Source organism: Polymorphobacter sp. (assembly GCF_051860865.1).
GTDB lineage: Bacteria > Pseudomonadota > Alphaproteobacteria > Sphingomonadales > Sphingomonadaceae > Sandarakinorhabdus.
Genome location: NZ_JBIMKZ010000006.1, coordinates 1 through 19,376, shown reverse-complemented (window position 1 = coordinate 19,376; position 19,376 = coordinate 1). Strand labels below are relative to the sequence as shown.

At 66.2% G+C, this 19,376-nt stretch carries 11 protein-coding genes; 9 read left to right on the top strand and 2 right to left on the bottom strand.

Translation table 11 applies throughout. From position 1 onward, the window contains the following. Nucleotides 1-11: 11 nt before the first annotated feature. The 7 genes from ACTIFJ_RS02125 to ACTIFJ_RS02095 all read left to right on the top strand — a co-directional run bounded on the left by ACTIFJ_RS02125 (nucleotide 12) and on the right by ACTIFJ_RS02095 (nucleotide 11,956). Nucleotides 12-1,037: a zinc-binding dehydrogenase gene (locus tag ACTIFJ_RS02125; RefSeq protein WP_439532433.1), complete on the top strand. Its 1,026-nt coding sequence runs from the start codon at nucleotides 12-14 to the stop codon at nucleotides 1,035-1,037. 251 nt (nucleotides 1,038-1,288) lie between these two features. Next, nucleotides 1,289-3,805: a TonB-dependent receptor gene (locus tag ACTIFJ_RS02120; RefSeq protein WP_439532432.1), complete on the top strand. Its 2,517-nt coding sequence runs from the start codon at nucleotides 1,289-1,291 to the stop codon at nucleotides 3,803-3,805. Further along, a complete protein-coding gene (locus tag ACTIFJ_RS02115) occupies nucleotides 3,802-5,643 on the top strand; it encodes a phosphodiester glycosidase family protein (RefSeq protein ID WP_439532431.1) in 1,842 nt (613 codons plus the stop codon). Before ACTIFJ_RS02120 ends, ACTIFJ_RS02115 begins: the two co-directional genes overlap by 4 nt. A gap of 153 nt (nucleotides 5,644-5,796) precedes the next feature. After that, the gene (locus tag ACTIFJ_RS02110) at nucleotides 5,797-6,492 is read left to right on the top strand and encodes an ImuA family protein (protein ID WP_439532430.1); all 696 of its coding nucleotides are present in this window, start codon (nucleotides 5,797-5,799) and stop codon (nucleotides 6,490-6,492) included. Beyond that, complete coding sequence (locus tag ACTIFJ_RS02105; RefSeq protein WP_439532429.1) at nucleotides 6,386-7,948, top strand: Y-family DNA polymerase; 1,563 nt, start codon at nucleotides 6,386-6,388, stop codon at nucleotides 7,946-7,948. Before ACTIFJ_RS02110 ends, ACTIFJ_RS02105 begins: the two co-directional genes overlap by 107 nt. Next, the gene (locus ACTIFJ_RS02100; protein WP_439532428.1) at nucleotides 7,945-11,181 is read left to right on the top strand and encodes an error-prone DNA polymerase; all 3,237 of its coding nucleotides are present in this window, start codon (nucleotides 7,945-7,947) and stop codon (nucleotides 11,179-11,181) included. Before ACTIFJ_RS02105 ends, ACTIFJ_RS02100 begins: the two co-directional genes overlap by 4 nt. An 82-nt stretch (nucleotides 11,182-11,263) precedes the next feature. After that, nucleotides 11,264-11,956 (top strand): hypothetical protein, encoded by a 693-nt coding sequence (locus ACTIFJ_RS02095; RefSeq protein ID WP_439532427.1) that lies wholly within the window; start codon nucleotides 11,264-11,266, stop codon nucleotides 11,954-11,956. On the opposite strand, the gene ACTIFJ_RS02090 is transcribed toward ACTIFJ_RS02095, so the two are convergent. After that, the gene (locus ACTIFJ_RS02090; protein ID WP_439532426.1) at nucleotides 11,953-13,641 is read right to left on the bottom strand and encodes an amidohydrolase; all 1,689 of its coding nucleotides are present in this window, start codon (nucleotides 13,639-13,641) and stop codon (nucleotides 11,953-11,955) included. The genes ACTIFJ_RS02095 and ACTIFJ_RS02090 overlap by 4 nt on opposite strands. A gap of 190 nt (nucleotides 13,642-13,831) precedes the next feature. Then, the gene (locus tag ACTIFJ_RS02085) at nucleotides 13,832-15,991 is read right to left on the bottom strand and encodes a DPP IV N-terminal domain-containing protein (RefSeq protein ID WP_439532425.1); all 2,160 of its coding nucleotides are present in this window, start codon (nucleotides 15,989-15,991) and stop codon (nucleotides 13,832-13,834) included. 171 nt (nucleotides 15,992-16,162) lie between these two features. Between ACTIFJ_RS02085 and ACTIFJ_RS02080 the strand changes: the two genes are divergently transcribed. Then, nucleotides 16,163-17,764: an MFS transporter gene (locus ACTIFJ_RS02080; protein WP_439532424.1), complete on the top strand. Its 1,602-nt coding sequence runs from the start codon at nucleotides 16,163-16,165 to the stop codon at nucleotides 17,762-17,764. A 205-nt stretch (nucleotides 17,765-17,969) separates the two neighbouring features. Next, nucleotides 17,970-19,376 (top strand): LON peptidase substrate-binding domain-containing protein (locus ACTIFJ_RS02075; RefSeq protein ID WP_439532423.1); only part of this gene is annotated, 1,407 nt, incomplete at its 3' end.

Here is a 19,376-nt window from a genome sequence, read left to right as displayed (position 1 = left end):
GGAGAATAATGATGAGGCAGCAAAAGATCGTCCTGGCGAAGCATCCGGTGAATCTGCCCGTCGCTGACGACTTTTCAGTCATCAACGAAGAGCTTCCCGCCATCGCCGATGGTGAATTCCTGGCGCGCGTTCTTTACCTTGGCATCGAGCCACGGCTGCGCCTTATGCTCAATCCGACCACCGAATGGAACAAGGACATGCGACCCCATGGCGGCATGGCCGGCATCGGCCGCGTCATCCCCGGATCGGCCGTGGCGACCGTCGTCGAATCGCGCAATGACAGATATCCGGTCGGCGCCCTCGTCGAGGGCATGCTCGGCTGGCAGCGCTTTGCCGTAACCACCGGCGCGCCGCATCCGACCAACAATCCCGAAGGCATAGCCGTCTGCGACACGTCCCTCAGTGCCGAACCACGCGATTTTCTGGCCGTGCTCGGTACGCCGGGTCTGACCGCCTATCTGGCGCTGAAGTATGAAGGCAAGTTGCAGCCTGGCGACACCGTGGTCATCACAAGCGCCGCCGGTCTCGTCGGCTCGATTGCCGGCCAGCTCGCCAAGATGCAGGGCGCGCGCGTGATCGGCATCACGAGCACCAGGGACAAGATGGACTATCTGTCGGACACGCTGGGTTTCGATGCCGTCATCAGCTACCGCGACACGCCCGATCTGGGCGCGGCGGTCGCGGCGGTCGCGCCGGACGGTGTCGATTATTATTTCGATAATGTCGGCGGTGACATGGCCGAGCAGATCAAGTCCCATCTGTCGCCGGCCGGTCGCGTCACGCGCTGCGGCATCGTTTCGGCCTATACCAAGCAGGAATGGGCGCAGAGCAAAGCCTTCGCCGGGCAATTCTCGGTCCATAATCACGTTGAAGACTATCCCGAGGCCCGGCGCGAACTCGCGCGATACCTGAAAGAAGGCAAGCTAAGCTACGAAAGCCGGACGTTCGAAAGCCTTGAACACGCGCCAGAGGCGCTGAAGGGCGTGCTGGAAAGCAAGAATATCGGCAAATGGTTCGTCCGAGTCAGCGATCTGTAAGACGGCCGTTGCCACTGCCGCCACCAGATCGGAGAGCCAGTTCACAGCCGGCCGCTTCTGGCTCTCCGGGATCATTGAACACCCCCTCGAACAAGCCCGTCGTGGTGGTATTGTCATCAAAACGTTGCTGAAAGTTCATCACGGTTTCATGGCGGTGACATAGTCCGTCCGTACCCACCCTTTTGCAATTCAACCGCAAAAGGCACGGTGCGATGTCAATTTCTTCAGTTAGAGCAGCGCGTTATGCTCTTATGACCGGGGGGGCTTTGCTGGCGCTGGTCAGCCATGGCGCCGCGCGGGCACAAGCTACCGCTGATGCAGGCGAAGACGCTATCGTCGTCACCGGCTTCCGGGCGCAGAATCGGCTGGCGGTAGAGGCTAAGCGCGATTCCGACATCATCGCCGAATTCCTAAAATCCGACGATATCGGCCAGCAGCCCGACTATAACATCGCCGACAGCTTCCGCCGCCTGCCGGGCGTGCAGACCGTGTTCGACGAGGACGAAGGTCGCTACGTCTCGATCCGCGGCCTTAATCCCAGCTTCACCATCGGCAGTTTCGACGGTGCCACCATGGCGACCGCCGAGCGCGGCAACCGCCAGCTTAACATGGAGGCAATTCCATCTACGGCCGTCGCCAGTCTCGAAGTGCTCAAGTCCCGCACGCCGGACATTGAGGGCAATGCGATCGGCGGGTCCATCAACCTCGTCACCCGCTCGGCCTTCGACAAGCCGGGCACCTTCTTGATCGGCAATGCCTTTCTCGGCATCTCGGATTCGCAGGCCATCCCCGGCACCGGCTTCGGCCGCAGCAGCGACGACGGGCTGAACTTCCGCGCCGACGGCACCTTCTCGACGCGGTTCGGGCCCGACGGCAATTATGGCATTGTGCTGACCGGCTCGTTCAGCCGCAAGCGCCGCGACCAGGAGCGGCTGCTGCCGCAGGCCGTGCCGACGACGACTGGCACCACGCCTGCGCCCGCCGGCGCCAACACCAATCTGCTCTGGTCGACCTACCCCAATTCGGTCGATCGCTACGGCGGCACTGCCAAGTTCGAGGCCCGACCAGCGCCGGGGCTGGAGGCGTCGATCGCCTATACCTATTTCTCCCAGGACGACACCGAGATCCGCCATTCGCAGCAGCTGCTCAACACCGCCGGCGGCAGCTTCGTGCGTTTCAACGATTTCCCGATCCGCAAGCCGCTCCACGTCGGCCAGGGCAAGATCAACTATGACAGCGACAACGGCCATCATTTCGCCCTGCGCGGTTCCTATTCGCAGGCGACGTTCCTCGAGCCGTCCAACCAGGTCCGTTTCAACCTGATCGGCGCGGCGCCGACATTCGATCTCGAACTGGACGGTCCCTATCCGGTGGCGACCAACATCGATCCGCGCTTTGACGATCCGGCCCAATATCGTTTCGCGCTTTACGATCCCTATGAGGACAATTCGACCGACAAGGTAACCGAGGGCCAGTTCGATTACGGATGGAACAACCAGCGCGGCGACGAGGGCTTCGGCATCGGCGCCGGTGCCAAGTACCGCAAGACCGTGCGCGACAACGACCGCACCCAGGACATCTATGCCCCCGCCACCGGGATCGACCTGCGGCTCTCCCAGTTCAACCAAGCCGAAAACTACCAGCCGATTTTTGGCAATTTCAACCACCTTTTCGTCGATTTCCAGGGCTTTCTGGACTATTTCAACGCCAATCCCGGCGTGTTTGTCCGCAATGCTCGCGACAGCGACCGCCAGAACATCGGCGGCGACTGGCGCTTCGAGGAAAAGGTCTCGGCTGGCTACGGCCTGCTGCGCCACAAGGGCGAGCGCCACACCATCATCGTCGGCGCCCGGTACGAGAAGACCGAAGTGGCCGCGACCAGCGTCTCGCGAGCCACGGTCGCTGGCGCCGACGTATTCACGCCGATCACCCGGACCAACAATTATGACGATTTCCTGCCCTCTATCACCGGTCTCTATGACCTGACCGACAATGTCCGGCTGCGGGCCGCCTGGTTCAAGGCGGTGGGGCGCCCCAATCCAAACCAGATATCGGGTCAGGAATTGATCAACGCCGATGACTCGATCAGCCGGCCGAACTTCGCCCTGCAGCCGCGGCGGGGTGACAGCTATGAAGCGAGCTTCGAATATTACATGCCGGAAGGCCTCGGGATCATCGCGCTCGGCGTCTTCCACAAGAAGATCCGCGACGAGATCTACACCTTCTCGACCATTGAGACGATCGATGGCGTGCAGCGCAACGTCAGCCAGCCACGCAATGCCGAGAGCGCCAAGGTCACCGGCTTCGAGGCCAATGTCATCCTCAACCGGCTGGATTTCCTGCCTGGCTTCCTCTCCAATTTCGGCGTTTCCGGCAACATGACCTTCCTCGATGGCCGCATCGTCATCCGCGACCAGACCACGCGCCGCCCGCTTGATCAGCTGCCGGGACAGGCCGAGTTCCTCGCCAATGCGGCCGTCTTCTATGAGCAGGGGCCGGTGCGTGCCCGCGTCAGCTATTCCCATGTCGGGGCCCTGCTGTCTTCGGTCAACGCCAGCAACCCGGCGGCGGACCAGACGGCGGCGGCGTTCGACACCTTCGATGGCCAGATCCGCATCAAGGCCAACAGCGCCATCGAGATCATTGGCGAGGTCCGCAACCTGACCAACGCCGAGCGGCTGACCTTCACCGGCCCGAACCAGGACATCGCCCGCGACATCAACCGTTTCGGCCGCCAGTTCTGGATCGGCGCGGCGTTCACGCTGTGAGCCGCTGGTTGATTCTGGCGCTGCTGGCCGGCAGCGCGGCTTCTGCCCAACCGGCCGATCCGCATCTTTCCGGGCCGGTCGGTGCGGAGCTGTGCATGGCCAGCGACGGCAACCGTTGCGCGATCGCGCCGGGCGTCACCTACCGCCGTATCGTCCGCACCGGCAGCACCCCGCTGGTCATGCATGTCGCCGAGATCGATCTGGCGGCGCCGGGCGTGCGGCTAGCAGTGACGCCGGCGGACCGTTCGGCCGGGCTCGAATATCGCGCCACCACTGCCAGCCGCTATCTCGCCCAGAGCGGGGCGGTGCTGGCGGTGAATGCCAGCTACTTCCTGCCGTTCGTCGGCGGGTCCAGGGGCAGCGACGATTTTGTGCCGCGCGCCGGCCAGGCGGCAGCGGCATCGGGCGCTGTCATCTCGAAGGGCGAGGCGGTGTCGCCGGTCGAGGGGATCGATGCGCGCGTCGACAGCATGATCTGTTTCGCCCCGGGCCGGGCGGTGATCGTCGAGGGTCAGGTCTGCCCGCAGGGCTTCCCCGAAGGCGTGTCGGCGGGTCCGCGCATCCTCAAGTCCGGTGAATTCGTGCCGCGCCGCCGGCTGGGGCGCGACGGCGTGTTTCAGGGTGCCACCGAGCTCTCGCCCGAGGAAGCGGCAAAGCCGGTGCCGGCTTCGACCGGGCCGGGCGGGGGGCCGCGCACGGTCGCCGGCCTCAATGCTGAAGGCACGAAACTGTGGCTGGTGGTGTCCGATGGGCGTCAGCCGGACTGGAGCATGGGGGCGACGAACGACGACATCCTCGCGCTGTTCCGCGACGTCGGCGCCGTTGAGGCGATGAGCATGGATGGCGGCGGCTCGGCGACGATGGTGGCGCGCGGCCCCGGCGGCCCGCTGGTGCTCAGCCGTCCAATCCATACCGGCGTGCCGGGGCGCGAGCGGCCGCTCGGCAACCACATCGGCGTCTTCGTCGATGGCGTGGCGGGACCCGAGCGCGGGCTGGCGGCAATGCTTCCGCCGCTGGAAAAGCGCGAGGTGCCGCGCCTCAAGGCGTTGATGGAGCGTGTCTATGGCGCGCCCGAGGCCAGGCAGGGCGTCGCGGTAGACGCGGCCCATATCTATGCGCTGGTCAACACCGCGATCGGCAAATATGCGCGCGATACCGGTCGGCTGGTGGCGCGCTGGGCGGCACCGCGGGGCGGGCTGATCCGGCATCTCAACAGCTGCACGGTCGTGGCGTCCGACCTGGTTTGCGCCCATTCCAATCACCCCGAGGTGCCGATGGGCAGCTCGGTCGAGATCTTCGATACCGCCACGCTGGCCCACAAGGACAGCCACAGCCTCGGCAACATGGACGAAGGTTCCTTGACCTTTGTCGAGCCGATGGCCGGGGGTTGGCTGCTCGGCTTCGCCCATTATTCGGACGAGACCGGCGTGCCGTTCAAATCGTCCGACTATTCCTCGCTGATCAGCGTCGACAGCGAATGGCGGCGCACCGGCGGCTGGCTGATCCCGCCGGCGATCCGCAAGCGCATGGCGCCGCAGGCGGCATCGGGCGGCGCCATCGGCGCGGACGGGCTTCTCTATCTGTTCGGCCATACGCTGCCCGAGATGTATGTTCTGGCGAAGCCGGCAATGGGAGCGGAGCTGATCCATCTCGCCACCATCGATCTCGATGCCGGCGGCCAAGCCTTCGCCTTCGATCCGCTCGACGCGCGGCGGATCTTCGCCATCGAGCGCAGTCTCGGCGAGGTACGCGCCTTCCGCCTGCCGGAGATCGGCGCGCTGCCGGCTGATGCGCGGCGCTTCGCTCGGCCGGCGGCGGTTACCAAAACCCGGCGCTGACAGCGGGAGTACCGGCCAGGAATTCTTGACTCGAGGAGCCTGCTCATACAGAACAAAATAAGAACATGTATGAGCGATTCGGCCCCCTCCCTTGATGCCCTGCGGCGACATATCTCCCTTATCGAGGGCCGCAGGGATGCGCGCGCCCGGCCGATGGCCAGCACCGGCCTCCTGAATAATGCCGGGGTGCCGCGTGGCAGCCTCAACGAGATTGTCTCTGGCAGCGAGCGGCAATTTGCAGGGGCTGCCGGTTTTACCGCGATGCTGTCGATGGGTCCGGAGCAGGCCGGGAAGACCTGTCTGTGGCTGCGGACGGAACGCGCCGAACGCGGATCGGGCCGGCTCCACGCCCCCGGCCTCGCCGATCTCGGCCTTGATCCCCACCATGTGCTGCTCGGCATCATGCCCGATGACACCGCGCTTCTTCAGGCATCGGCTGAAGCGGCGCGCTGCCCCGCGCTCGGCGTGCTGATCGTCGAATGCTGGGGCAATCCGCGCCGGCTCGACATGACGATGAGCCGACGGCTGTCGCTGGCGGCCGAGGCCTCCGGGGTGACCGTGCTGCTGCTGCGCATTGGCTCCGAAATCATGCCGAGTACGGCGGCCACGCGCTGGCTTGTAGCCAGCGCCCCCTCGGCGGCCTTGCCGCAGCGGGCGCCCGGCCATCCTTCGCTGGCCCTCGATCTGCTGCGCCAGCGCAACGGCCCGTCTGACCGGCGCTGGCGGCTGGAGTGGCGACGCGATGACAGACAATTTCGTGAAACGACGATATCTGGCGCTGGTCTTCCCCAGCCTGTCGGCAGATCGCTGGCTCCGGCAGCAAGCGAAGCGCGCCGGCGCAGCGGCTGAAGGCCCGCTGGTCTTCACCCAAAAGGCGGGCAACCGGGTGACGCTGGCCGCGGTCGATGACGCAGCGTTGCGGCTGGGGCTGCTGCCCGGCCTGTCGCTGGCCGATGCGCGAGCCCGGGTGCCGGTGCTGGCCGAACAGCCGCACGACGCCGCCGCCGACCGTCACTGGCTCGATCAGCTGGCGGCCGGCTGCCTGCGCTACACGCCGTCGCTGTCCTGCGATCCGCCCGATGCGCTGCTGCTCGACATCTTCGGCGTGACCCCGCTGTTCGGCGACGAGGCGGGCCTCGCCGAGGCCATATCCGCCTGGCTGGCCCGGCTCGGCATGAGCCATCGGCACGCTTTTGCCGATGATCCCGATGCGGCACTTGCGCTGGCCCGGATCCATGGCCGGCCGGTGGCTGACGAGGCCGCCGCCGTCCGCCGGCTGCCGGTCGCCGTCCTGCGCCTGCCGCCGGAAAGCGAGCTCGCCCTGCGCCGGGCCGGGCTGAAGACGGTCGGCGAGGTTGCCACCAGGCCGATGGCGGCCATTGCCGCGCGTTTCGGCGCGGCTGCGGTCACCGCGGTGCGCCGGATGATGGGGGAAGCGCCCAGCCCGCGTGCGCCGCTTGTCGAGCCGCGCCGGGTCGAGGCCGAGCGCCGCTTTGCCGAGCCGGTGGCGAGGACGGACTATATGCTCGGCGAGTTGGCGCGGCTGTGTGCCAAAGTCGCTTCCCAGCTGGAGCAGTCCGGTTCGGGCGGCCGGCGGTTCGAGGCGCGGCTGTTCCGCACCGACGGGCTCGTGCAGCCGCTGATCGTCGAAACCAGTCGCCCGAGCCGCGATCCGGCGCTGCTGATGCGGCTTTTCGATGAGCGGATCGAGGCACTGGCCGACCCGCTCGATCCCGGCTTCGGCTATGATCTGCTGCGGCTGTCGGTGCCGGTAATCGAGCCGCTCGACACCGTGCAACAGCCGCTCGATGGCCGGACCCCCGAATCCGAGGCGCTCGCCGAGCTGATCGACCGGCTGTCGGCCCGCCATGGCGCCGGGCGCGTGCGTCGCTTCCTCGCCCATGACAGCCACGTGCCCGAGAAGGCGCAGTCGACGGTGCCGGCGCTCCATGCCGCCGCCATCGAAGGCGCCTGGGCGACGGCACCGCCCGGTGAGCCGCCGCTCCGCCCGTTGCTGCTGTTCGATCCGCCGCAGCGCATCGAGGTGCTGGCCGAGGTGCCTGAAGGGCCGCCGCGGCGGTTCCGGTGGCGGCGCGTGCTTCACAGCGTGGCGCTGGCCGAAGGCCCGGAGCGGATCGCGCCGGAATGGTGGCGCCGCAAGGATGGCCACCTCGCTGGCGGACTGACCCGCGACTATTACCGGGTCGAGGACGCCGAGGGCTGTCGCTTCTGGATCTTCCGCCACGGACTGTACGGCACCGAGAAGAACGTGCCGGAATGGTATCTGCACGGACTGTTCGCATGACCGGCTTTGCCGAGCTGGCGGCGGCCACCAATTACAGCTTTCTGCACGGCGCCTCGCATCCGGGCGACATTGTGGCGCGTGCCCTCGACCTCGGGCTGGCCGGCATCGGCATTGCCGATCGCAACAGCGTGGCCGGCGTCGTCCGCGCCCATGTCGCCCTGCGCGACGCGGCCGGGGGCACCGGCGATTTCCGGCTACTGGTCGGCGCGCGGCTGGTGTTCGCCGATGGCACGCCGGACATTGTCGCCTATCCCGCCAGCCGTGTCGGCTGGGGACGGCTCACCCGCTTGCTGACGCTGGGCAATCTGCGCAGTGAAAAGGGCGGCTGCACGCTGGGGCTAGAAGACCTGCTGGCGCACCAGCAGGACCTGCTGCTGATCGTCATGGCCGATGCTGCCGGCGAGGCCCCGCTGCGCCTGTTGTCCGAGGCCGTGCCGGGCCGGGTCTGGCTCGGCGCGGCGCCGCTGTATCGCGGGTCGGACCGGCGGCGGCTGGCCGGGCTGGCGGCGCTGGCCGGCCACTGCCGCGTGCCGATGATCGCCAGCAACGATCCGCTCTATGCGCGGCCCGAGGACCGGCCGCTGCACGACATCCTGACCTGCATCCGCGAGAAGACCAGCATCGCCGAGGCCGGCCGCCGGCTGCTCGCCAATGCCGAGCGTCACCTGAAATCACCGGCCGAAATGCACCATCTGTTCCGCGACCATCCCGGCGCGCTGAAAGAGACCCGGCATTTCCTGCGCCGGATCGATTTCACCCTCGACGCGCTGCGCTATGAATATCCGCATGAGCCGGTGCCCGAAGGCTGGACGCCGCAGGGCTGGCTCGAGCATCTGGTGCTGGAGGCAGCGCGGGTCCGTCACCCGAAGGGCATTCCCGACACACTGATGCGGCTGGTCCGGAACGAGCTGGGGCTGATCGACCAGCTCGGCTACGCGCCCTATTTCCTCACCGTCCATGATATCGTCGCCTTTGCCCGCGGCCGGGGCATCCTTTGCCAGGGGCGCGGCTCGGCAGCCAATTCGGCGGTCTGTTTCCTGCTCGGCATCACAGCTGTCGATCCGGAGAAGCACGACCTGCTGTTCTCGCGCTTCATCTCCGCAGAGCGCGCCGAGCCGCCGGACATCGATGTCGATTTCGAGCATGAGCGTCGCGAGGAGGTGATGCAGTATATCTATCGACGCTATGGCCGCGACCGGGCCGGCATCGCCGCCACGGTCATCCATTATCGTCCGCGCAGCGCGGTGCGCGAGGTCGGCAAGGCGCTCGGCTTCTCGGAGGATGTCACCGCGCGCCTGACCAGCACCATCTGGGGCAGCTTCTCCCGCGCCATGGACAATGGCCGGATCGAGGAAACCGGCTACAGTCTCGACAATCCCGATATCGCCCGCATGAAGGCGCTGGTCGACCAGATCCTCAACTTTCCGCGCCATCTTTCGCAGCATGTCGGCGGTTTCGTGCTCACCGAGGGCCGGCTGGACGAGATGGTGCCCATCCACAATGCCGCCATGGCCGACCGCACCTTCATCGAATGGGACAAGGACGACATCGATGCACTCGGGCTGATGAAGGTGGATGTGCTGGCGCTGGGCATGCTGACCTGTATCCGCAAGAGCTTCGACCTGCTGCGCGCCCAGGGCCTGGCCGACCTCGCGCTGCACAGCGTCCCGCACGAGGACGCCGAAACCTATGCGATGCTCTGCCGGGGGGACAGCATCGGCGTCTTCCAGGTCGAAAGCCGCGCCCAGATCAACATGCTGCCGCGTCTGAAGCCGCGCGAATTCTACGATCTCGTCATCCAGGTCGCCATCGTCCGCCCCGGCCCCATCGAGGGCGAAATGGTTCACCCCTATCTGCGCCGGCGCAGCGGGCAGGAGGTGATCAAACTTCCGTCGCCAGCGCCGCCGCATGATCCGGACGAGCTTAAGACGGTGCTCGGCAAGACCTTCGGCGTGCCGCTGTTTCAGGAGCAGGCGATGAAGCTCGCCATCGTCGCCGCTGATTTCAGCCCCGAGGACGCCAACCGCCTGCGGCGGGCCATGGCGACGTTCCGCAATGTCGGCACCATTCACCATATGGAGCGCAAGATGATCGAGGGGATGGTGGCGCGCGGCTATCAGCGGGACTTTGCCGAGCGCTGTTTCCGGCAGATCGAGGGCTTCGGCAGCTATGGCTTTCCGGAGAGCCATGCCCTGGCTTTCGCCCGCCTCGTCTATGTCTCCAGCTGGATCAAATGCCACCATCCGGCGGTGTTCGCCTGTGCGCTGCTCAACAGCCAGCCGATGGGCTTTTATGCGCCGGCGCAGCTGGTCCGCGATGCGCGCGAGCATGGCGTGGAAGTGCGGGCCATCGACGTCAACCACAGCGACTGGGACAACAGTCTCGAACGCGGCAATACAGGCCTCGCACTGCGGCTGGGCTTCCGCCAGATCGACGGGTTCCGCGCCCAATGGGCCGAGGCGCTGGTGGCGGCGAGGCGGGCAGGGCCCTTTGACAGCCTCGAGGCGTTGTCCCGCCGGGCCGTGCTGCCGCAGGCGGCGCTGCGCCTGCTGTCCGATGCCGACGGCTTCCGCTCGCTGGGGCTCGACCGGCGCGCCGCGCTGTGGGAGGCGCGGCGCACGCCCTCGGAGCAGCTACCGCTGTTCGCCGCCGCCGAGGCGGCCGAGCTGGGCGCCGAGGCCGATGCGCGCCTGCCCGCCATGTCGGCGTCCGAGCATGTCGCGGCTGATTACCAGACCGTCCGTTTGTCCCTGAAGAATCATCCGATGGCCTTCCTCCGTGCGCTGTTCAGTGCCGAGGGCGTGGCGAGCTGCGCGCAGACCAGCGCCACGCCCGATGGCCGCCGTGTCCGCACCGCCGGCGTGGTGCTGGTCCGCCAGCGGCCGGGCAAGGGCAATGCGGTTTTCATCACGCTCGAGGATGAAACCGGCATCACCAATGTGCTGCTCTGGGCGCGGGATTTCGAGCGCCAGCGCCGGGCGGTGATGGCGGCCCGGCTGATGGTCGTCGAGGGCCGGGTGCAGAAGAGTCCGGAAGGCGTCGTCCATCTGATGGCCAGCCGCGTCATCGACCGCAGCGAGGAACTCGAGCGGCTTTCGGACACCGCCGTCACCGAGCCGGCCTTGTCCCGCGCCGACGAGGTGCTCCATCCCCAGCCACCGCGCCGCCCCGGCCCGTCGGCGCGCCACCCGCGCGATGTCCGCATCCTGCCGGCGTCACGGGACTTCCATTGACGCCCGATTTCTACCAGCGACAAGCCGATCGGGCTTGATCAGGATCAAAACACCATCTCGGGCAGGCTGACACGCTCGGCCCATGATCGACTTCATCTCCGAGCATGAGCTCGCCATTCTCCGCTGGCTCCATATCATTGCGGTCGTCTACTGGCTGGGCGGCGAGTGGGGCGTCTTCCAGACCAGCTTCAAGGTCCTCGATACCAGGCTGTCGATGGCCGAACGCCGCCGGCACATGGACACCGCATACAAGATCGACATCATGGCCCGCACCGGCATCATCTCGCTGCTGCCGCTGGGGCTGCACATGGGCTATCTCTGGGGCGTGCAGCCGCTCGGCGGCGCCTGGCTCTGGGGCATGTGGGCCGTCTGGGCGGCGTGGATGGCCCTCACCTGGAGCGCCTTCTTCGCCCGCGGCACCCCGCGCTTCAAGCCGCTCTCCGACGCCGAGGACTGGACCCGCTACCTGCTGATCCCGACGCTGATCCTGGTCTCCACCGCCAGCCTGTTCGGCGATGGCCCGATCGCCGCCGGGGACGGCGAGCGCTGGTACGCCGCCAAGATGCTGACCTTCGGGCTGGCGCTGATCATCGGCGTGGTGCTGCGGCTCTTCATGCACGAATGGCAGGCGCTCTTCCCCATCCTCGAGGCCGGCCCCGATCCGGCGGCCGAAGCCAAGCTGACACGGTCTTTCGACAATGCCCGCCGGCTGGCCTATCTCTACTGGGTGCTGATCCTGAGCACCGCCTTCTTCGGCGCCGTGAAGCCCTTCTAGGCCGAATAGACCTCATTGCCATCGGTGAAGGTCTTCAAGGTCTTGATGGTAATGATCGATTCCGGATCGACGGTGTGGGGGTCCTTCTCGAGCATGACGAAGTCGGCATATTTGCCCGGAGTGATCGATCCCTTCACCTTGTCCTCGTCGCCGCAATAGGCGCCGTTGAGCGTGTGGATGCGAATCGCCTCGGCCACGCTGACGCGCTGGTTGAGCCCCCAGATCTTGCCGTCCCAGCCCTTGCGGGTGACGATTCCCTGAACGCCCATCAGCGGCGCGAACGGCCCCGGCGCGAAGTCCGAGCCGGCAGCCGCGGGAATGCCCATGTCGAGGAATGCGCGGAAAGGCAGGGCCCGCTTCATGATCTCCTCGCCGTAATAGCCGAACTTGTCGGAATTGTAGAAGGCATAGGTGGTAAAAGTGGCGGGCACCGCGTCCATCGCCTTCATCCGCTTCAGGATATCGGGGTTGACAATGGCACAGTGGGTGATCTTCGGCCGCGCGCCCTTGACCGGATAGGCCTTCAGCGCCTTTTCATAGGCCATCAGCGTCGATTCCACCCCGGCCTCACCATTGGCATGGCAATTGAGGCGGATGCCGGCGCGGTGCACGCGCTCCGCCCAGGCATCGAGCACGTCCTGCGGCTGGGTCATGATGCCATAATAGGGCGGGCTGATGCCGGGATAGGCGACGCCCAGCCGGGCCGTCCGCTCCGAAAACGAGCCATCGACGACATTTTCAGAGGTCGCGCCCAGCCGCACCCAGTCATCGCCGAAGCCCGAGCGGATGCCGTTGGCGATCATCGCTTCCAGCAGATCGCCCGCCACTTCGAAGCTCACCCGGTGCTTGAGCAGGCCCTCGGGCCGGATCTGCTGCAGCGCCTGAAGATCGGCAAACTGGCGCGTGCTCGATTGCACGCTGGTGATGCCGTAGCGGACGAGTTCATTGGAGAAATGCGCAGCCCCCTTGCGCGCACGCTCGGCGTCTTCGGCGGGCGTGAAGCTGGGGTAGGTGCCGCCCTTCTGGATCACCGCATTGGCGCGCTCGGCCACCCGGCCGGACAGGCCGCTGGCATCATGGAAGAACTCGCCGCCCGCCGGATCGGGCGAATCCTTGGTGATGCCAGCCAACTCGAAAGCCTTGCTGTTGTAGAAGCTGGTATGGCCGCCGCGATGCCCGACCCGCACCGGATGTTCGGTGGAGACCTTGTCCAAGTCGAGCCGGGTGATCAGCCGACCATCCTTGACCTTGGTGTCATCGTAGAAATAGCCGCGCACCCACTCGCCCTTGGGCGTCTGGGCGGCGCGCTTGCGCAATTTCTCGATGATGCTGTCGATGGTGACGAACTCGACCTCGAACGGGTTTCCGACCAGCACTTCATAGAGCAAAGTCTGGCCATCCGCATGGATATGCGCGTCGTGAAATCCCGGCACGATGGTGGCGCCGCCCGCGTCGAGCCGGCGTGTCGCCGGCCCGCCATACCCCTTCATCTCGTCGTTCGAGCCGACGGCAACAAAGCGTCCGTTCTTCACCGCAAAGGCCTGGGCCGTCGGCTGGGCATCGTCGACCGTATAGACCTTGGCATTATAAACGATCAGGTCCGGTTGCGCAGACCCGGCCGCCAACGCGGCACCGGACGAGCCCGTCCCGGCAATGCCGGCCAGTCCGAGCCCGGTCATGCTCATGAATTCACGACGATTGGATGATTTCGATGCCATGATGTGCCCCCGCCTGCCCGTCGCCCACCGCAATGGCCTTTGCCTCAGGCACAGCTTGCCCGCCCAGCCATCACAGGGGATAGTATTGACCAGTTTCGTTTCGACGGCAGGTGCTAAAAAGGCTGCATCGGTGCTTCACAAGCACCGAACAAGACACCTAATCGCGGCGTGACGCAGGCGGCGCCAGCGGCGCCAGCACCTCTTCGATCGTCCGCCACAGATGCGTGCGCAGCGCCGGATCGCCGATACCATGGGTCTCGCCCGGATAGGGCATCACCCGGAACGGCCGGCCGGCCTTCTGCAACGCCGCGATCATCCGGGCGCTGTGATCGAAGATAACATTGTCGTCGGCCAACCCGTGCACGATCAGCAGCGGCCGGGCGAGCGCACCCGCATCGGGCGTCACGTCGGACGCGGTGTAGGGCGTCTTGTCGGTCGCCGGATTGCCGAGATAGCGCTCGGTGTAATGGGTGTCGTACAGCGTCCAGTCGGTCACCGGCGCGCCGGCAATGCCCGCGGCGAACGCGTCCGGATATTTGGTCATCAGCCGCAGCACCATATAGCCGCCATAGGACCACCCATAGACCGCCACCCGCCCGGGATCGACAAAGGGCTGGGCCTTCAGCCACGCCAGCCCCGCCATCTGGTCCTCGGGCTCGACCGTGCCCAGCCCCTTGTAGATCGCATCCCGAAAGGCGGTGCCGCGCCCCGGCGTGCCGCGATTGTCGAGCGTGAAGACGATCCAGCCCTGCCGCACCAGCCATTGGTGCATCATTGGCCCCCAGGCGTTGCGCACCTGCTGATGGCCCGGACCGCCATAGACCTCGAAGAATACCGGTGCCCGGGCGCCGCGCTTTAGCCCCTTGGGCACCAGCAGGCTGTAGTACAGGTCGGTCTTCCCATCGGCGGCTTTGAGCGTGCCGAAGCGCGGTACGACATGGTCGGCGGCATAAGACGCATAGGGAATATCGGCCATCGTCGGCGCGGCAATGACGGTGCTGGTGCCGCTGCGCGTGTCGATCAGGTCGATCCGCGGCGGCTGCCCCGGCGCGCTGCTCGTCACCAGCGCCTTGCGGCCGGTCCGGTCTGCCACCGCCTCGGCCCAGTGCCCGGGCAGGGACAGCCGCACCGGCGCCGCGCTGCCATCGAGCGGCACCCGATACAGCGCTTTTTCCAGCGGCGTATCGGCGAAACCGGTGAACAGCAGTTGGCCGTCGCCGATCGCCAGCATCTCGCTGACCGACCAGTCGCCCCGGGTAATCGGCGTTAGCCGCTCGCCCTGCGCCCGATAGAGGTGCCGATGGCCGCTCTCCTCCGAGAGCCAGACCAGGTCGGTCGAGCCCGGGATCGCCGCCAGGCTGTCGTGCAGGTCCACCCAGGTCTTCGATCGGGTCGAGAGGATCAGCCGCGTCGCCCCGGTCTTTACATCGACATCGAGCAGGTCGAGTCGGGACTGGTCGCGCGGTTGGCGCACGACAACCAGCCGGTCAGCTGCCAACCACCTTACCCGCGCCAGATAAATGTCTTCGTCCGGGCCGAGATCGACATTTACCGGCGGCCGCTTGCCTTCGGGATCGAGGATCGCCAGCGATATCCGCACGTTCGCCGTGCCGGCAAAGGGATACCGCTGCTCGGTGACCTTGGTGCTGGTCGCGCCGATGGCAGCACGCACGGCGACCGCCACCCTGGTTTCGTCGATCCGCGCCACGGCGATCCGCGCATCATCGGGCGACCACCAATGGCCACTGCTCCGCCCCATTTCCTCCTGGGCGATGAACTCGGCGAGGCCGTAGCTGACCAGGCCGCCGCCATCCTGCGTCAGCGCGCGCGTGGCACCGGTCGCCAGTTCGAGCACATGGAGGTTCTGGTTGCGGACCATGCTGAGGTAGCGACCCTTGCGGCTGAGCCGCGCCTCGAGCTCGGTTTCGGGCGTGTCGGTCAGCCGCCGGGGCTCGCCCTTGAGCGGCGCCAGCCAGATGTCGCCGTCGAGCGGCACCAGCACCGACTGGCCATCGGGCGCCCATTGATAGTCGACGATGCCGCGGCTGCCGCGCAGCCGGGCCCGCTCGCGCCGCATCAGCTCGGCCTCGGAGAGTTCGGCCGGAGCCGGGGACAGGGCCGTGCTGTCGACCAGCATCCGTTCGGCCCCAGTCGCGGTGTCGCGCAGCCACAGGTCGTAGCGTTGGAGATCGTCGGCGCGCGGCTTCAGCCAAGCCAGGTGGGTACCGTCCGGGGCGATGGTCAGCAGGCGCGGGACGCTGCCGGACAGCGCCGGCGAGGCGAACACCCGTTCGAGGGTCAGCGGCTGGCTTTTCATTGCTTCTGTCTTGGCTTGGGCGACCGGCGCGGTCAACAACAGGGCAAGGGCGATCAGGCAGCGCATCGCCGATTGGTGGCCGATACGCGGCAGCGACGCAACGGGCTGATTTTTTCCTTGCTTTCGCCCGCGCGGCTCGGACTTTAGGCGCGCAACATGGGGAGACACGGATTGGCCAGCGGGGCAGGGGTGGACGGCGGTGTTTCGGCAGGGGTGCCGCTCGATCCCAGGCGTGACCGGCTGGTGATCCTCGCCTCGGCACTGGGCACCGTGTTCGAATGGTATGACTTCTTCATCTACGGCATTCTCGCCTCGCTGCTGGGTAAGCTGTTCTTCACCACCGGCAACCCCACCACCGAACTGCTGTTTTCGCTGGGCGCCTTCGCCATCGGCTTCCTGTTCCGCCCGCTCGGCGCCGTGCTGTTCGGCTATTTCGGGGACCGTGTCGGGCGGAAATACACTTTTCTCGTCACCATCTCGCTGATGGGCGCCGCCACCGCCGCCATCGGCATGCTGCCGACCCAGGCCAGTATCGGCATCGCCGCGCCGCTGCTGCTGCTCGGGCTGCGGACGCTGCAAGGTCTGGCGCTCGGTGGTGAATATGGCGGCGCCGCCATCTATGTCGCCGAGCATGCGCCGCCTAACAAGCGCGGCCAATATACCAGCTGGATCCAGGCCTCGGTGGCCGGCGGCTTCCTGCTGTCGATCACCGTCGTGCTCGGCACAAGGGCGCTGATCAGCGAGGCCGATTTCGCTGCCTGGGGCTGGCGAGTGCCGTTCCTGATCTCGATCCTGCTGCTGGCGATGTCGCTCTATATCCGCCTGAAACTGTCCGAGAGCCCGGTGTTCCAGGCGATGAAGGCGGCCGGCACCACGTCGAAGAACCCCATCGTCGACAGCTTTTCCGACCGCGCCAACATCGGCAACATCTTCGTCGCGCTGTTCGGCGTCGCCGCCGGGCTGACGGTGATCTATTACACCTCGCAGTTCGGCACGCTCTATTTCCTCCAGGGCACCTCGCGCATTCCCGAGACCCAGGCGCTGACCTACATGGCCATCGGCGCCCTGATCGCGGCGCCTTTCTATGTCATATTCGGCTGGGTTTCCGATCATATCGGCCGCAAGAAGCTGCTGCTGATCGGCTATGGGCTGACGCTGATCCTGATCTTCCCGCTGTTCCGGATGATGGGCGATGCCGCCAACCCGGCGCTCGGCGAGGCCACCCGGGCCAGCCCGGTGGTCATCGAGCTGCCGGCCTGCGATTACAGCGTCTTCGGCAAGCCGGCGACCGACTGTGCGCGCGGCCTCGAATATCTGTCCAAGCGCGGCGTCAGCCATGAAAAGCGCGAGTCCGAAACCCTCGCGCTGATCGTCGGCGACAGCCGGATTGAGGGCTTTGACGCCGCCGCCTGGACAGCGGCGCTGCTCGCCGCCGGCTATCCCGACAAGGCGGACCCCGAGCGCGTCAACGGCGCCATCGTCGTCTTCGCGGTGGCGTTGATGGTCGCCCTGTCGGCAATGACTTATGGCCAGGTCGCGGCCATCCTCGTCGAGCTGTTCCCGGCGCGCGTCCGCTACACCTCGATGTCGATCCCCTATCATATCGGCACCGGCTATTTCGGCGGCTTCCTGCCGGTCATCTCGCAATATATCGTGGTCAGGACCGGTGACGCCTATTCCGGCCTCTGGTACACCTTCGGCGTCGTGCTGATGGCCTTCATCGTCAGCGCCATCTGGCTGCCGGAGACACGCGGCCGCGATATCAACGGCTGATTGGTCCGGAATTCCATTGCCGGGTCGTAGTGATCCCGCCCAAGGTGCAACGCCATAACGGTGCAATGCTGGCTGGCGAGGCCTCGTCCGAAAAGCCATAGTGCGTCGGATTCGGTAATGTTCGACGGGATGTTGATGCAGCGATGGATGCTTCCCATATCAGGCTGCGAGAGAAGCCCGCGTCAGCGCGGGCAGGAGCATGACAATGAACGAAGAGACCATGACGCCGCCCACTGAAGACGAAGCCCGCACCCTGCCGGTGCTGCCCTTGCGCGACATCGTCGTTTTCCCGCAGATGATCGTGCCGCTGTTCGTCGGCCGCGACAAGTCGGTGGCGGCGCTGGAAGCCGCGATGCAGGCCGATAAGACCGTTTTTCTGCTCAGCCAGAAGAACCCCGCCGATGAAGACCCCGGCGCCGAGGAACTCTATGACGTCGGCACGCTGGCGACCGTGCTGCAGCTGCTCAAGCTCCCCGATGGCACCGTCAAGGTCCTCGTCGAGGGCATCCGCCGTGCCACGCTGGAGCGCCTGATCGTCGCCGATGGCTGGCTGGAGGCGGACGTTAGCCCGCGCCCCGACATCGACGGCCCGGCCGCCGAGCAGGAAGCACTTCTGCGCTCGGCTGCCAAGCAGTTCGAATCCTACGTCAAGCTCAACCGCAAGACCGCGCCCGAGATCGCCGCCCAGATCGGCGCGATCGAGGATGCGGCGCGCTTTGCCGACACCGTCGCCGCCAATCTCGGCCTCAAGATCGCCGACAAGCAGGCGCTGCTTGCCGAGCCGCACGTCCAGAAGCGGCTGGAGTCCATCTTCGGCCACATGGAAGGCGAGATGGGCGTGCTTCAGGTCGAGAAGAAGATCCGCAGCCGCGTCAAGCGGCAGATGGAGAAGACCCAGCGCGAATATTACCTCAACGAGCAGATGAAGGCGATCCAGCGCGAGCTGGGCGAAGGCGAGGAAGGCAAGGACGAAGCCACCGAGCTTGAGGAGAAGATCGCCAAGACCCGGCTCTCCAAGGAAGCGCGCGAAAAGGCCACCGCCGAACTGAAGAAGTTCAAGGCGATGGCGCCGCAATCGGCGGAAGCGACCGTTGTCCGCAACTATCTCGACGTGCTGCTCGGCCTGCCCTGGGGCAAGAAGAGCAAGGTCAAGAAGGACATCGTCGCCGCGCAGGCCGTGCTCGACAATGACCATTATGGCCTCGAGAAGGTCAAGGACCGGATCATCGAGTATCTGGCTGTCCAGGCGCGCACCTCGAAGCTGAAGGGGCCGATCCTCTGCCTCGTCGGCCCGCCGGGCGTCGGCAAGACTTCGCTCGGGCGTTCGATCGCCAAGGCCACCGGCCGGCAGTTCATCCGCCAGTCGCTGGGCGGCGTGCGTGACGAGGCCGAGATCCGCGGCCATCGCCGGACCTATATCGGCTCGATGCCCGGCAAGATCGTCCAGAACCTCAAAAAGGCCGGCACCAGCAACCCGCTGTTCCTGCTCGACGAGATCGACAAGCTCGGCCAGGATTTCCGCGGCGATCCGTCCTCGGCCCTGCTCGAGGTGCTCGATCCGGAGCAGAACAAGGCGTTCAACGACCATTATCTTGAGGTCGATTACGATCTC